Source organism: Synechococcus sp. W4D4, assembly GCF_047716805.1.
Classification (GTDB): domain Bacteria; phylum Cyanobacteriota; class Cyanobacteriia; order PCC-6307; family Cyanobiaceae; genus Vulcanococcus.
On the sequence record NZ_CP180404.1, the window covers coordinates 2,225,842 to 2,240,171 of the forward strand.

Sequence of the window (14,330 nt, forward strand, 5' to 3'; positions counted from 1 at the left end):
AGGCTAAAGAAGCCCCGCCCAGCGGTCAGCACTGGCCGGCGTTCTCGATTTGCTCGGCCGCCCAGGCTGCGGTGGCGGGAGCCAGCAGCACTCCATTGCGGTAATGCCCACTGGCCAGGAGTAGGCCAGGTTCCAGTTGCTCCAGCAACGGTGCGGGCCTCCCCAGGGGGCGGGCCCTGAGTCCCTGCCACTGCCGCAGCACCGTTGCACGCTGCAGCCAGGGCGGGGCATGGCCGCCGAGCTCACGCAGCGCTCGTAGCTCCTGCGGCTGACCCTGGAGGTGATCAATCTCCACGGTGGCACCGAGCCAGAGGCGCCCCCCAGGACGCGGGACCAGGTTGATCCCGCTCCAGCTCAAGCTGCCTGGCCAGTTGCCTTCGCCGTGATCGGTTTCAGCGAGTTGAAGCTCCAGGGCCTGGCCCAGCACCGGGTGCTGGGGGCGCTCGTGGCCCAAGGGCTCCAGGAGAACCGAACTGCTTAGTCCGGCACTGAGCACAACCCAGTCAAAGGACCCAGGGCTGTCAAGGGTGTTGCGCACGCGCCACTGGCCAGTGCTGCTGCGCTCCAGGGCGCTAACGGCAGAGGCTTCGATCGTGAGCCCCAAGCGTTCCCCGTCCTCCAGCAGGGCCTGCATGGCCGGAATTGGATCGAGTTGTCCATCCCCTGGAGAGAGCAGTCCCCCCAGGCAGGGTTGGGGAACGAGCGGTCTGAGCTGCTCCAGTTCCGTGGGCTGGAGCAGCCGCAGGTCCTCGCGCTGGCTGGCCAGCTGGACTTGCGCCTCCTGCTCGGCGGCAGTGGTGGCGAGCTGCAGCAGGCCTGCGCGGAACGGCAGGACATGGCCCCGCTGCTGGAGCTCGTCGCGCCACTGGCGCCAGAGGGTGTGGGACTGCTGCCGCAGCCTCCAGCCCCGGCCACTGCTGCGGCGGAAGAGCCGGGCCATGAGCAGGCCTAGGGCGGCGCTGCTGCCGGCGTCCTCGCTCTGGGCTTGCCGCAGGTGGGGGTCAAACAGCGTGACCTGGTGCCCGATCCGCTGCAGCTCCCAGGCCACAGAAAGGCCCACCATGCCGGCTCCGATCACGCAGATCGATGAGGACCGGCTGGTGGGCAGGGTGTTCAGCGGATTCAGATCTGCTTGAGGTCGGACTGCACCTGCTCAGGAAGGATCTGGGCGTAACGGCCAAAACCGCTGGCGACCTTGATGTAGGCCTTGCTGAGGTTGTTGGCGTCCTGCAGGCGGGCGGCTTCGTCCAGATCGGCCAGAGCAGTCTTCAGATCAGTGGCCAGCTTGTTGGCTTCGGGCCGATCGCCGGGGAGCAGGCGCTGGTTGATGTAGAGCATCTCGCGACCCACTTCCTGCATGGGGCCGTGGATCAGGTTGCGGGTGAAGACCCAGTTGCGCTCGTTCACCAGGGTGGCCAGCTCGGGGAGGCGGTTGCGAGCCGCCAGGAACCCTTCGGCCTGGCGCTCGATCACGGTGATGTCATCGGCGCTCAGGGTGGGGGCTTTAGCTTTGGCGCCACCACAGGCGGTCAGGCCAAAGCTGATCACCAGAGCGAGGGCCGCGAGGGCCAGTCGCCGCAGGGCGGAATGGAGCTGTTGAGCAGCCATCAGGGCAGCCTTTCTTGCTGAACTTGATTGCGGGACTTTACCCAGGGCCATTGGTCTCTGAGCCCTGCATGACGAGCTGCAACGGCTTGAACGGCAGAATTCAGATCTCAACGGGCTTTGACGCCATTCCATGACGGCTGCCACCGCCATCCTTCAGATGATTTGTCCGGATCAGCCGGGGCTTGTGCGGGAGCTCTCCGGTTGGGTCGCGGGTAATGGCGGCAACATCGTCCATGCCGATCACCACAGCGACCAAGGGGCTGGATTGTTCCTGAGCCGCATTGAGTGGCAGCTTGAGGGCTTCGGTTTGCCCCGCGAAGCGATTGCCCCAGCGGCGGTCTCTCTGGCGGAACGCCTGGGTGGTGAACAGACGGTCACCTTCTCCGATCAGCGCCCTGCAGTGGCGATCTTCGTCAGCAAGCAGGACCACTGTTTATTGGATCTGCTCTGGCGTGTGCGCACCGGTGAGTTGCCGATGCGGGTGCCGCTGGTGGTTTCCAACCACCCGGACCTCGCTTCGATCGCCCAGGAGTTCGGCGCCCAATTCGTCCATGTGCCGATCAGCAAGGCCAACCGAGGCGAGGCGGAGGCCCGTCACCTTGAGCTCCTGAAGGAGCACGGCATTGAGTTGGTGATCCTGGCGAAGTACATGCAGGTCCTCACCCCGAGCTTTTTGGCGGCTTTTGATCCCCCGGATGCCTTTCACCGGGTGATCAACATCCACCACTCCTTTCTGCCGGCCTTCATGGGGGCGCAGCCGTATCACCGTGCCTGGGAGCGGGGTGTGAAGTTAATCGGGGCCACCGGGCACTACGTGACCGACGAGCTCGATGCGGGCCCGATCATTGCCCAGTCCACTGTCAACGTGAGCCACCGCGACGAGGTGGAGGATCTGATCCGCAAAGGTCGCGACACCGAGCGTCTGGCCTTGGCCCGGGCGGTGCGCTTGCATCTGAAACGACAAGTGATGGTCTACCGCGGCCGTACGGCGGTGTTCGAATGACCCAGCTCTGGCGCAGGCCTCTGCACGCCGGTTTGGAGTTGCTGGATGGAGAGCGGCCGGCGGCGGCGACCCCCTGGGGTTGGCGCTGCTTTCAGGTGGCTCTGCTGCTCCTGCCGGCCAGTGCGCTCTTGGCGGGATTGCTGCTGCTGGTGGCCTTGATCCTGGGTAGCCGTCAGCCGACGGCCTGGCGGGACGACCGGGTCAATTGGTGGCTCGCCGCCATCGGTCTCTGGATGGTCCTGGGCTGTTTTGCCGCCTCGAGCGGTTGGCTCTCCTGGGTGGGCTTGGGCAATTGGCTGCCCTTCTTTTGGGCGTTCTGGGGGTTCCAGCCCTATCTGGCCACGCCCGAGGCCCGGCGCAGGGTGGCCCTGTGGCTCGTGGCGGGAACCGTGCCGGTGCTGGGCACGGGCTTTGGCCAGATGGTGCTCGGCTGGAGCGGTCCCTACGAACTGCTGGGCGGGGCGATCGTTTGGTGGATCCGTGGCGGAGGCAACCCACCCGGGCGACTTTCGGGCCTGTTTGATTACGCCAACATCACAGCGGCCTGGCTGGCCTTGAGCTGGCCCCTGGTGCTGGCGGCCTTTCTGCAGCATTGTCGCTGCTGGCGCTCTGGCCCCCTGGCTTTTGGGCTCTGGGGTGTCAGTTTTGCCTTGGTGGTCATCCAGGTGGCGGAGATGCTGGCCACCGATTCCCGCAACGGTTGGGGAGCCTTGGTTTTAGCGGTCCCGATCGTGCTCGGACCGGGGCGCTGGATTTGGCTGGTGCCCCTGCTGCTGCTGGCGCTATTGCCCGTCGCCCTGGCGACCCTGCCGGGGGTGCCGGCGGTCATTCAGGCCCCCCTGCGGGAGATCGTGCCCCAGTCGATCTGGGGCCGATTGAACGATTTCAACTCCCAGGGGGAGAGGCCCCTGGCTCTCACCCGCCTCAGTCAGTGGGGGACGGCCCTTGGATTGATCGGCGAGCGCCCCTGGCTGGGTTGGGGGGCAGCGGCCTTCAGCGTGATCTATCCCCTGCGGACGGGCCATTGGCATGGCCATCCCCACAACATCGCTCTGGATCTGGCCCTCAGCCATGGCCTGCCGGTGGCCCTGGGTCTGGTGGGCCTGGTGCTCTGGCTGTTGATCCGCGGCGTGCGGCTCGGGATGGCCAGCGGTGCACTGTTTGAGCGGGCCTGGTGGGCAGCGGCGCTTGTGCTGGTGGTGCTGCACGCCACCGACATCCCGATGTACGACAGCCGGCTGAACATTGCCGGTTGGATTCTCTTGGCCGGTCTGCGCTGCCGCTTTTAGGCCAGGGCTTCGTCGTGGTGCTTGCGCAGGGTGGCCTTGGGCAGGGGGCCTTTGAGGTGCTCCCAGGGCAGGACCCGATCGGCATCCCAGGCGTTGTGGATCACCTCCTCCCAGGGGGGTAGGGGCGTCTCGGCGTCGCGGTAGGCCTGTTTCCAGCCGCCGAGTTTGTCGTGGCGGCCGCGCACCGCAGCAATCACCGGGGCCAGGCGCCGGTCGCTGCGGGAGAGCAGCGCCTGAATCACACTCCAGCCATAGCTCTCGGGGCGCAGTTCGATGCCCTTGGGCTTGAGCCGCTTGGCCAGAAGCTTCAGCCGTTTCTCGGCTTCGGGGCGGACGCCTTGCCACTGGAAGGGGGTGTGGGCCTTGGGCACAAAGGTGCTGACCCCTAAAGACAGGCGCAGCCCCGGGGTGGCCTTCTTGAGCTTCAGCATCAGGTCGGCGGTGGCCTCGATGTCGTCTTCGCCTTCCGAGGGCAGGCCGGCCATGCCGTACAGCTTCAGGCCGCTGAGGCCACCTTCTTTGGCGTAGCGGGCCGCGGCATAGATCTCCTCGGTGGCGAGCTTTTTGTTGACCACCTCGCGCATGCGCTCGCTGCCGCTTTCGATGGCGATGGTGAGGGACTTGCTGCCGCGTTTGGCCAGGATCCGCCCGAGCTCAGGCGTGACGGTGGCGGCCCGCACGGAACTGACGCTGACTCGGGTGCCTTCGAAGCCGTCCTGATCGAGCCACTGCAGTAGGTCGCCGAATTGCGGGTGCTGGGTGACCGATGCCCCCAATAAGCCCAAGCGCTGGGTCGCCCCTAGGCCTTTCTCCACCGCCGGGATCAGCCCGTCATCGAGGCTCGGGGTGCGGAAGGGCAGGGTGAGGTAGCTGGCCAGGCAGAAGCGGCAGAGCTCCGGGCAGCTGCGCACCACCTCGACCATATGAATGGAGGGCCAGGCCGCCTCTGGGGTGATCACCGTGGAGTGGCTGAGGGTGTTGCCTCGCCAGGTCTGCTTCTCAACGGTTTCGGGGATGCCGGCCTCGATCGGTTCGATCGCCAGCAGTGCGCCGTCCTCGCCGTAGCGGGGGGCATAGAGCGACGGGACATAGACACCGGGCACCGCCGCCAGGCGCCGCAGGCGCTCGTGGCGCGGGGCGGTTTTGCAGGCCTGCAGGGCATCGATGAACGCTGGCAGCAGCAGTTCGCCATCGCCGAGCAGAACCGCATCAAAGAAGGGAGCCAGGGGTTCAGGGTTGGCGGTCAGCACCGGCCCCCCGCCGAAGACGATCGGATCGTTGTCGCCGCGCTCGCTCGCCCAGATCGGGATGCGCTGTTGCTCCAGCAGATCCAGCAGCACCGGCCCGTCGAGTTCCCAACTCAGGGATAGGCCAAAGAGGTCGCAGTGCCGGTGCTGCGGATCCCCTTGGTCGGTGAAGAGGCGCCGCACGTCCACATCGGCGCGCTGGGCCAAGGTCGCCCAGACCACCTGATAGCCCAGGCTCGTAATCCCCACGGTGTAGGTGCTGGGGAAGGCCAACACCGCCCGAAGGGCACCCTGCTGCGCAGCAGCCGGCTCAAACAGCAGGGTCTCTTGGTTCAGGAGCTCGGATGGAGGACTGAAGTCATTCCATCAGAGAGCGGAATCATTCGATCACCGTGAAAAATGGTGAGAAGGGGCCGCTGCTGAAATCAGTTGGGATCGGAGTCGCTGCACCGTTCGTGGTGATTGTGGCCCCATTGTCTGTGACTGTGAAGCTCACGTTGAGCCCAGATGTAGACGACGTAATTGCGATCGGCGATGACGGTTCAAAGGTGCCGACAAGACGTGTCACTCCTGTGCAGCTATTAGCTCTGCTCAGAGAGCCGTCAGCAAGCATTGCCCTGAGGTTCCCTCCTGTGACTGAGGCGCTCGCGGTGGGTTCACAAGTGCCACCCCCGTCAAAATTCACGAGCGTTTCCGTGAAATCTGTAGGGGTGCCACCGGCTACCACTTGTCCGGAAGAGTTTGATGCATAGGTATTGCCATCGGATGCTGCATAGGAGACATTGAGTCCGAAAGTATTGGCCATAATGATGTAGGCATAGGAATAGCTCCCTGGTTCGGGTAAAGACCCGCCGCTGCTTCCTAAATCGACTGTGGAGCCTGGTGCCAGGTCAGTGGTGACGCCGCCGCTACTGATGAGTGTTGATGTGCAGGTAGATCGATCAAAAGAGTTGCTCGCTGTGGGGTTGGATGTGCAGAGCCCCATTTCGTAGATCACAATCTCGTATCGGCTGGGTGTGGTTGCGCAGCTGTCGTCGGCTGGGAGGGCGACATTCGATCCCGATGCTGGGCAGACCGACGTTGTCTGAGATTTGCCTGGGCTGATTGGAATCAAGAGAGACAAGCTTGCTGCTCCAGCGCAGGCAAGTTTTAAAGCGCGATTCATCATTCTTTTTCGGTTAGGTGGAAGTTTTGATGGAGTTGATCCTTATGTACCGGATGCCTGGTTGGTGAAGCTTGTTATCGGTTTCTTCGTTCGCTCAAGCAGCACCTCGTAGCGACGACGCACTGGCTGGGTCATCTGGGTGATCAGGTTTTGTTTGGCGTTGTTCTTCGCGAAGGTCACCGGGCGGCCGGTCAGACGAATGCGAGCGCCGAAATAGGGGCCCGGCTGATTGCCGATGTCGTTGTTCGAGTCGGTGGGGTAGGCCGGGATTTCATTCGACACCCACAACTCCAGGTTGGCGTGGGGAGTGGCCTGCCAGTTCACCGAGCCTTCGACACCGCTGTTATCGCTGTGAGCACCGGTGTAATCCCAGTTGAAGCCACGGAGATACATCGCCAGTTGGGGATAGGAGGGGATGCGGTAACCCAGCTCCACATCCCAACCAGGAACGACCCGCTCGGTGTAGTCGATGGCGTTGATGGTGATGTCTTTTTGAGCTGAACCGTTGATGTACCAGTTGTTGCGCAGCTCAAAGCTCTTCCAGAAGCCCTCAGCGCCGATGCCCCAGCGGGTGTAGGCGGTGGAGTAGTTCGTGGTGCGTAGGTCCCAGAAGCCGTTCAGGCCGACCATGGCCTCATCGCCGAGGCGGTAGCGGCTGCCCAAGCCCACATTGACCTGGGGTTGGGCGGAGGTCTCCAGGGTGACCCGCGCTTGGCCAAACATCAGGCCCATCGGATCGCCCTCGTTGTCGTAGCCCAGCGTCTTGAGGCGCATGAAGCTATCGAGGTAGCCCGTCAGGTCACTGCTGGTGGCTGCGTTTAGGCCGAGGGTTGTTTGCGCGAAGAAGGGGATCTTCTTGATCTGCTTGTTGGCGTAGTTCACGCCGCTGCTGATCAGGGTGCGGGTGACCTCGGACTGGACAACTCCGCCCAGGTCAACGCCATCGCCATTGACCATCGCCGGGCCGTATTGAGCGGCGTAGCCGGCACCCTTTTGAACGATCCGCTCAAACAGGTTGCGGGGCTGACGCACCTCGGCGGGACCCAGGCAAGCGCGGGAGCGGGGGTCGACGAAGACGTCGCACTTCCAGGGTTGGTGCGCCAGCGGCTTGCCGATCGTGATCGTCTTGCCTTCTGCGGGCAGTTGGTCCTCGCTAATCAGCGGTTTGTCTTGCTCTACCGCTGGCTCCTCGGTCAGGCCGAGTTCGGAGCTGCTGAAGCCTTCCAGTCGCTGCTGAGTTTCCTCGGCTCGCGCTCCAGTGCCCAGTGTCAGGGCCAAGGGCGCTGCAGCTGCAATGAGCGTGCGCCGCGCTCGTAATCGGCCTCGATAAAGATTCGCCATTCCCGCACACCACAAGGGACTAGGTATTTGCACTTAACCATTTGCTTGCCGGTTTGAACAGAAGCTTTGTGCGATTCGTCAGCTCTGTCCAAAGACATTCAGCGGGTGATGTCCTTTGGACAGAGCTGACGAATCGTGCTGTTCACCAGCAGTTGATCGTCCCGGCTGGGCCCCTCTGGGAAGTGCATCGTCCAGGCTTCGGCGATCAGTGCTTCGCCCTCGCCTTCCAAGCGCAGGGCGCAGATCAGGGCCCCGGTTTCCAAGTGCTTGGTCTCGCGCTTCAAGGTGCGTACCTCAAAGCTGCCGAACGGGTTTCCCTGGGCCAAAGAGGCGCCTGGAAAGCCCAGGCTGATAACGAGGAGTGCTGCGCTCGCGCGTTTCAAAGCTCCCGCGGGCTCAGCGGCGTGCCCGGCAGCTTCATCTCCCCTTGGGTGCTCGTGGCACTGCTTTGCAGGGCCAGCTGCCTCTGGTAAATCGAGTGTTCGTGGGTGATCCGCGAGATCACGAAACTGACCACTGCGCAGACAAACAGGGGCTTGAGGATCAACAGGTCCTTGGTCAGGGCAAAGACCAGGAAGACCGCCGTGATCGGTGTGCGGGAACAGGCGGCGATAAAGGCCGCCATCCCCGCAAAGACGTAGGTGCTGGGGGCATGGCCAGAGAGGTGTTCGGCGATGCCCGCAGCGGTTAGCCCCAGGGCTCCGCCCAGGGTCAACATGGGCGCAAACAGGCCTCCCGGCGCTCCAGTCGCGGCGGCGAGGCCCGTGGCAAAAAACAGCAGGGTGAAGATGCCCACGGCCTTGCTGAGTTCCACGTGGCCATCGACGATCGCGTGCTGCAGCGCCGCGTTGTTGCGGAAGTCAGCGGGTAGGGCGGCATAGAGGCAGCCCAGAGCAATGCCCCCAAGCAGCATCCGGATCACGATCTTCTCGGAGAAGAAGCGTTGTCCTAGGGACTGCATCTTCACCACATAGCGGGTGTAGAGCTCGGCCAGCAGGCCCACCACAATCCCCAAGGCCACCAGGTAGATCAGGTCCTTGGGTAGGAACTGGATATCCAGTTGGTACTCGCTGCTGATCTGGAAACCCCGCTGGCCGATGCCGGCGCTTTGCTCACCAAAGCCAGCGAGACCCATCACATCGGCCCAGAAGCTGCCGGCGAAGGCCGTGCCCAGCACCAGCAGCAACAGGATCGGACCGGATTTCCGCAGCAGCTCTTCAATTGCGTAGAAGAAGCCCCCCAGGGGGGCGTGGAAGACCGCTGCAATGCCCGCGCCGCCGCCGGCCGCCACGATCACTCGGAGTAGGGAGGGCGGGGCCTTGAACCAGCGGGCCATCTGCCAGCCCACGGAACTGCCCATTTGAACGGCAGGACCTTCTGGTCCGAGCGGGAAGCCGCTGCCAATGGCCAGGATGCCGGCCAGCAATTTGACGATGGCGACCTGCAGGTTCATTGGCAGGCTCTGGCGCGAGAGGAAGCGCATCACCTGAGGAATCCCCGAGCCCGCCGCCGTCGGAGCCAGGGTGCTGATCAGCACCGCCGAGAGCAGGCCGCCGACGGCTCCCATGGAGGGCAGCACCAACCAGGGGCTCGCGGTCTCCAGCAGGCTCAGGCGCCAACTGCCCAGCCAGCCCACACCGGTCTTGAACAGCAGACCAGCTGCAGCGGCCCCCAGGCCGGTGACGATCAGGGTGAGGACGACAGCAGGCCAGCGCTGCTGCACCAGCCGTTCCAGGTTGCGGCTGGCCCTCCAGGACTGCAGTTCCAGCTTCAGGCCGTGGGTTTGCAAGGTGCCTAGACCCCTGCCAGCACTTTTGCTTCGTCGTCGCTGCTGAGCACGCGACCGCTGTCTTCAAAGCCTTCGATCTGATCGAAGTTCAGGTAGCGGTAGAGCTCAGCCCCTTTGGGATCGATCTTGGCGGCGGCGATGGCCAGGTAGTCCTCCTTGGTGGGGATGCGGCCGAGCTGGGCGCAGACCGCAGCCAGCTCGGCGCTGCCGAGATACACCTGGGCGCCATTGCCCAGGCGGTTGTTGAAGTTTCGGGTGCTGGTGGAGAAGACGGTGGTGTTCTCCTCGACCCGGGCCTGGTTGCCCATGCAGAGGGAGCAGCCGGGCATCTCCATGCGGGAGCCGGCCTTCTCGAAGATTCCGTAGTAGCCCTCCTGCTTGAGCACCTCCTCATCCATTCGGGTTGGGGGGCAGACCCATAGGCGGGCCGTGTTCTCCCCTTGTCCCTCCAGGACAGTCGCTGCGGCGCGGTAGTGGCCGATGTTGGTCATGCAGGAGCCGATGAAGACTTCATCGATCTGATCTCCGGCCACATCGGAGAGGGTTTTGACGTTGTCGGGGTCGTTCGGGCAGGCCAGGATCGGCTCGTTGATCTCATCGAGGTTGATCTCGATCACCGCGGCGTATTCAGCGTCGGCGTCGGCCTCCATCAGCACGGGATTGGCAAGCCATTCCTCCATGGCCTTGATCCGGCGGGCCAGGGTGCGGGCATCGCTGTAGCCGCGGGCGATCATGTTCTTCAGCAGCGCCACGTTGCTGCGCAGGTATTCACTCACCGTCTCCACCGAGAGCTTGATGGTGCTGCCGGCGCAGGAGCGCTCGGCCGTGGCGTCGGTCAGCTCGAAGGCTTGCTCAAGCTTCAGGTCGGGAAGGCCTTCGATTTCCATGATCCGGCCGCTGAAGATGTTCTTCTTGCCGGCCTTCTCCACCGTGAGTAGCCCCTGCTGGATGGCCACATAGGGAATGGCATTCACGACATCCCGCAGAGTGACTCCGGGTTGCAGAGAGCCGGAGAACTTCACGAGAACGGATTCGGGCATGTCCAGGGGCATCGCGCCGATGGCGGCGGCGAAGGCCACTAGACCGGAGCCTGCGGGGAAGGAGATGCCCAGGGGGAAGCGGGTGTGGCTGTCACCGCCGGTGCCCACGGTGTCGGGCAGCAGCATCCTGTTCAGCCAGCTGTGGATGATGCCGTCGCCGGGGCGTAGGGCCACGCCACCGCGGGAGCTGATGAAATCGGGCAGCTCGGCGTGGGTCTTCAGGTCGACTGGCTTGGGGTAGGCCGCGGTGTGGCAGAAGCTCTGCATCACCAGGTCGGCGGAGAAGCCCAGGCAGGCCAGCTCCTTCATCTCATCGCGGGTCATCGGCCCGGTGGTGTCCTGGGAGCCCACGGTGGTCATCAGCGGTTCGCAGCTGGTGCCGGGGCGCACGCCGGGCAGGCCGCAGGCCTTGCCCACCATCTTCTGGGCCAGGGTGAAGCCCTTGCCGGTGTCGGCGGGGGCGCTGGGGCGAATGAACAGGTCGCTGGCGGGCAGACCCAGTTGGGCGCGCACTTTGTCAGTCAGGGCGCGGCCGATCATCAGGGGGATGCGACCGCCGGCACGCACCTCATCGGTGATGGTGCTGGGCTTGAGCTCGAAACGAGCCACCACTTCGCCGGCATTGGCTTCACCGGCAGCTCGCTCGATCGTCCCGGCGTAGGGGCGAATCGTGATGACGTCTCCGGAATTCAGGGCGCTGACGTCGCATTCGATGGGCAGGGCACCGGAGTCCTCAGCCGTGTTGAAGAAGATCGGCGCGATCTTGCCGCCAATCACCACCCCGCCGCTGCGCTTGTTGGGCACGTGGGGAATGTCCGTACCGGTGTGCCAGAGCACCGAGTTGATGGCGGATTTACGGGAGCTGCCGGTGCCGACCACGTCGCCCACGTAGGCCACGGGGTGGCCCTTTTGCTTGAGCTCGGCAATGAGATCCAGACCGCCGGGCATCCGGGTCTCGAGCATCGCCGTGGCGTGAAGCGGAATGTCGGGGCGGGTGGTGGCGTGGGTCGCGGGGGAGAGGTCATCGGTATTGGTCTCGCCCTCCACCTTGAAGACCGTGACCGTGATCTCCGCCGGCAGCTCGGGCTTGGCGGTGAACCACTCGGCATTGGCCCAGCTCTCGATGACTCGCTTGGCCTGGGCGTTGCTGGAGGCCAGCTCCAGCACATCGTTGTAGGCGTCGTAGACCAGCAGGGTGCGGCTGAGCCCTGTCGCGGCGGCCTCTGCGATGGCCGCGTCTCCATGGGAGAGCAGCTCAATCAGGGCCCCGACGTTGTAGCCGCCGATCATGGTGGCCAGCAGCTTCACCGCCTCCACGGGGCTCACCAGTGGGCTGGTGGTTTTGCCCTGGGCCACAGCACTGAGCCAGTCGGCTTTCACGTAGGCCGCCTCATCCACCCCAGGGGGGATGCGCTCAGAGAGCAGATGCAGCAGGAACTGTTCTTCTCCGGCGGGGGGAGCCTGGAGAAGTTCTGTCAGGGACTGGGTTTCAGCGGCGGTCAGCGGCAGGGCTGGGACCCCTTGGGCTTCTCGCTCCGCAGCGGCGGCGCGGTAGTCGGCAAGGAAGCTGCTGGCGGACATCGGCGCTGGGACCCCAGGGGTCTCCGATCGGTGGACGTCAGTCCATTGTTCTTTGCCGCCGGTCCCCCCTGATGTGACGGAGGATGCGACTGGGCTTTTAGGGTGGAGTGCTCCGAGCCCCTGGATGGTTGCCGGCATGATTCCCACCTCTGATCTCCACGTGGTGGAAACCCGGCCCCTCGTGGCGCCCACCCTGTTGCACGGCGAGCTGCCCCTGAGTGAGGCTGCGGGCCGCACGGTGCGCGAGGCCCGTGAGCGGATCAAGGCCATCCTGCGGGGCGATGACCAGCGCCTGCTGGTGATTGTTGGCCCCTGCTCGGTCCATGACGTGGATGCGGCGAAGGACTACGCCGCCGCCATTGCTGAAGAGCACAAGCGTCACCGCGATCAGCTTGAAGTGGTGATGCGGGTCTATTTCGAGAAGCCCCGCACCACCGTCGGCTGGAAGGGCTTGATCAATGACCCCCACCTCGACGGCAGCTACGACATCAATACCGGCTTGCGGCTTGCCCGTGGTCTCCTGCTGCACCTGGCGGACATGGGGCTGCCTGCGGCCACCGAGCTTCTGGATCCCGTTGTTCCCCAGTACATCGCTGATCTGATCAGCTGGACTGCGATCGGCGCCCGCACCACCGAGAGCCAGACCCACCGCGAGATGGCCTCCGGGTTGTCGATGCCGATCGGCTTCAAGAACGGCACCGATGGCAGTGCAATCACGGCCATCAATGCCATGGAGGCGGCCGCACGCCCCCATCATTTCCTGGGCATTAATAAGGACGGTCAAGCCGCCATCGTCACCACCACCGGCAACCCCGATGGCCATTTGGTGCTGCGGGGCGGTAAGCAGGGCACCAACTACCACCGCGAGGCCATTGAAGAAGCCTCCGCAGCCCTGGTCAAAGACGGGCTACCGGCTCGGGTCATGGTCGACTGCAGCCATGGCAACTCCAATAAGGACTACCGGCGCCAAGGTGAAGTGGCGGCCGAGGTGGCCGATCAACTGCGGGCGGGCTCCTGCGATGTCATGGGTGTGATGCTCGAGAGCCACCTGGTGGAGGGCAATCAAAAGATCAGCCCCGATCGCGCAGCCCTGACCTACGGCCAAAGCATCACCGATGCGTGCATTGATCTGGAGGCGACGCGTGAGGTTCTGGCCGGCCTGGCAGAAGCGGTCGCTGCGACTCAGAGTGCCTCTGCCGTAGCGGTTTAGCTTCCCCGGTTTGCTCACTTAGCACTCGAAGATTGCGAGTGCTAAATGTTTTCTGGCCTTCAGTTGCCGTTGCGAACTGTTAGTGATGAGCAGAACGTCCTGCTGAGGTCATTGCTTTGGATTCAGCTGGAAAGGGGGCTTCCCATGGCCTATCTGTTGCAGTTTTTCGGCCTGTCTGATCCGTTGCGGTTGTTCTATCTGCAGCAGAGTGCTGCTGATGGAGCGGGTCCTGTCTTCACCGGCTTCCGTCCCGTTCAGCTGGATGCGTTGATGGCCTGGGCCCTTGAAACCGCCGGTTGCCGCAACTGGGACCCGGAGAGACCCAGCTTGTGATGGGTCTCGGGACGCAGCGGGATTGGGAGCGGCGCTGCGAGGCGATGCTCAGGGCATAGCGAGTTGCCAGAGATAAGCGGTGGATAACGGCACGCTCAAGTTGTCGATGCCAAAGCCGCTCAGTTGCTCTAGGCCGGTGGCAGTCAGCGCGATGGCTGCGGCGGCCCCGATGCTGGGTGCTGGGGCCCCCGTCGCCTGAGCCACACCGATCATGAGGGCAAGAACGAGCCAGCTGGTGAGGGCCATGGCGCCAGTGCCCGCGACAGATTTGGTTTGACCGAAGAGTTGCCAGCGCGGCGAGTTGAGCTGTGGTCCGATCAGTCCGGCCAGCCCATCACCGCAGGCCATCACCAGGACTCCGGCGGCAACGGGTAGCGGTTGCTGGGGCCAGTACAGAGCCAACAGAATTGTGATCGAGGCCCCGTAGGCAATCGTTCCGTAGCTGTGGCGTCCCACGTCTTCGACGGCAGGCAGCAGGCGGAAGCGATGGTTGAGGGCGGTCCCCACGGTGACCAGGGCCGCGGCACTCAGGGCGAGGCCCCGGGGGATGGCAAAGGCCCAGGCCAACAGGACCACCGCGCCCGTGCCGATGTGCACAACCTTGCGGCTCCACTCTTTCTGTTGCGGCCAACGCCGGCGTACGGCCAGAGCGATCAGCAGAACGGTGGCCAGCCATGCCACAACAGCGGCCACGCCGAAGAGCTGTTGCGTGACCACTGGACTC

Annotated in this window: 12 protein-coding genes; 4 read left to right on the top strand and 8 right to left on the bottom strand. The window is 64.2% G+C overall.

The genetic code is table 11. The features are described 5' to 3' along the window. Positions 1-25: 25 nt before the first annotated feature. Together ACLM42_RS12210 and psbQ are read right to left on the bottom strand one after the other, a co-directional pair. Complete coding sequence (locus ACLM42_RS12210) at positions 26-1,063, bottom strand: NAD(P)/FAD-dependent oxidoreductase (protein WP_415399267.1); 1,038 nt, start codon at positions 1,061-1,063, stop codon at positions 26-28. A 59-nt stretch (positions 1,064-1,122) separates the two neighbouring features. After that, on the bottom strand, positions 1,123-1,608 hold the full coding sequence (psbQ, locus tag ACLM42_RS12215; protein WP_247909868.1) for a photosystem II protein PsbQ: 486 nt from the start codon (positions 1,606-1,608) through the stop codon (positions 1,123-1,125). A gap of 130 nt (positions 1,609-1,738) precedes the next feature. On the opposite strand from psbQ, the gene purU reads away from it, so the two are divergent. Further along, positions 1,739-2,611 (top strand): formyltetrahydrofolate deformylase, encoded by an 873-nt coding sequence (gene purU, locus ACLM42_RS12220; protein ID WP_247909869.1) that lies wholly within the window; start codon positions 1,739-1,741, stop codon positions 2,609-2,611. Further along, entirely contained in the window at positions 2,608-3,900 is a 1,293-nt protein-coding gene (locus tag ACLM42_RS12225) for an O-antigen ligase family protein (protein ID WP_415399268.1), read from the top strand. Before purU ends, ACLM42_RS12225 begins: the two co-directional genes overlap by 4 nt. Here ACLM42_RS12225 and ACLM42_RS12230 read toward each other — a convergent pair. The 5 genes from ACLM42_RS12230 to acnB form a co-directional block, all read right to left on the bottom strand. After that, positions 3,897-5,423 (bottom strand): B12-binding domain-containing radical SAM protein, encoded by a 1,527-nt coding sequence (locus ACLM42_RS12230; protein ID WP_415399269.1) that lies wholly within the window; start codon positions 5,421-5,423, stop codon positions 3,897-3,899. The two genes, ACLM42_RS12225 and ACLM42_RS12230, sit on opposite strands and share 4 nt — an antisense overlap. Before the next feature lie 931 nt (positions 5,424-6,354). Next, a complete protein-coding gene (locus tag ACLM42_RS12235; protein WP_247909873.1) occupies positions 6,355-7,590 on the bottom strand; it encodes an inverse autotransporter beta domain-containing protein in 1,236 nt (411 codons plus the stop codon). A gap of 161 nt (positions 7,591-7,751) precedes the next feature. Continuing rightward, positions 7,752-8,036 carry a hypothetical protein gene (locus ACLM42_RS12240; protein ID WP_247909874.1) on the bottom strand — a complete coding sequence of 95 codons (285 nt, stop codon included), beginning with the start codon at positions 8,034-8,036 and terminating at the stop codon, positions 7,752-7,754. Next, the gene (locus ACLM42_RS12245; RefSeq protein WP_415399270.1) at positions 8,033-9,442 is read right to left on the bottom strand and encodes a ClC family H(+)/Cl(-) exchange transporter; all 1,410 of its coding nucleotides are present in this window, start codon (positions 9,440-9,442) and stop codon (positions 8,033-8,035) included. Before ACLM42_RS12245 ends, ACLM42_RS12240 begins: the two co-directional genes overlap by 4 nt. Before the next feature lie 5 nt (positions 9,443-9,447). Further along, positions 9,448-12,063, bottom strand: a complete 2,616-nt coding sequence (gene acnB, locus ACLM42_RS12250) for a bifunctional aconitate hydratase 2/2-methylisocitrate dehydratase (protein WP_247909876.1) — start codon at positions 12,061-12,063, stop codon at positions 9,448-9,450. A gap of 136 nt (positions 12,064-12,199) precedes the next feature. Here acnB and ACLM42_RS12255 point away from each other — a divergent pair, with 136 nt between their 5' ends. Both ACLM42_RS12255 and ACLM42_RS12260 read left to right on the top strand, forming a co-directional pair. Continuing rightward, positions 12,200-13,273, top strand: coding sequence for a 3-deoxy-7-phosphoheptulonate synthase (locus ACLM42_RS12255; protein ID WP_415399271.1), 1,074 nt, complete (start codon positions 12,200-12,202; stop codon positions 13,271-13,273). Between the two features lie 144 nt (positions 13,274-13,417). Then, positions 13,418-13,606 (top strand): hypothetical protein, encoded by a 189-nt coding sequence (locus ACLM42_RS12260; RefSeq protein WP_415399272.1) that lies wholly within the window; start codon positions 13,418-13,420, stop codon positions 13,604-13,606. Positions 13,607-13,654: 48 nt separating this feature from the next. Here the strand turns inward: ACLM42_RS12260 and ACLM42_RS12265 are convergent, their stop codons facing one another. Then, positions 13,655-14,323 (bottom strand): diacylglycerol/polyprenol kinase family protein, encoded by a 669-nt coding sequence (locus ACLM42_RS12265; protein ID WP_415400184.1) that lies wholly within the window; start codon positions 14,321-14,323, stop codon positions 13,655-13,657. Positions 14,324-14,330 lie beyond the last annotated feature (7 nt).

Excerpts from the sequence above, each read along its gene's own strand:
- ACLM42_RS12210 (WP_415399267.1), bottom strand. The coding sequence starts at position 1,063 with ATGGTGGGCCTTTCTGTGGCCTGGGAGCTGCAGCGGATCGGGCACCAG.
- psbQ (WP_247909868.1), bottom strand. The coding sequence starts at position 1,608 with ATGGCTGCTCAACAGCTCCATTCCGCCCTGCGGCGACTGGCCCTCGCG.
- purU (WP_247909869.1), top strand. The coding sequence starts at position 1,739 with ATGACGGCTGCCACCGCCATCCTTCAGATGATTTGTCCGGATCAGCCG.
- ACLM42_RS12225 (WP_415399268.1), top strand. The coding sequence starts at position 2,608 with ATGACCCAGCTCTGGCGCAGGCCTCTGCACGCCGGTTTGGAGTTGCTG.
- acnB (WP_247909876.1), bottom strand. The coding sequence starts at position 12,063 with ATGTCCGCCAGCAGCTTCCTTGCCGACTACCGCGCCGCCGCTGCGGAG.
- ACLM42_RS12255 (WP_415399271.1), top strand. The coding sequence starts at position 12,200 with ATGATTCCCACCTCTGATCTCCACGTGGTGGAAACCCGGCCCCTCGTG.
- ACLM42_RS12260 (WP_415399272.1), top strand. The coding sequence starts at position 13,418 with ATGGCCTATCTGTTGCAGTTTTTCGGCCTGTCTGATCCGTTGCGGTTG.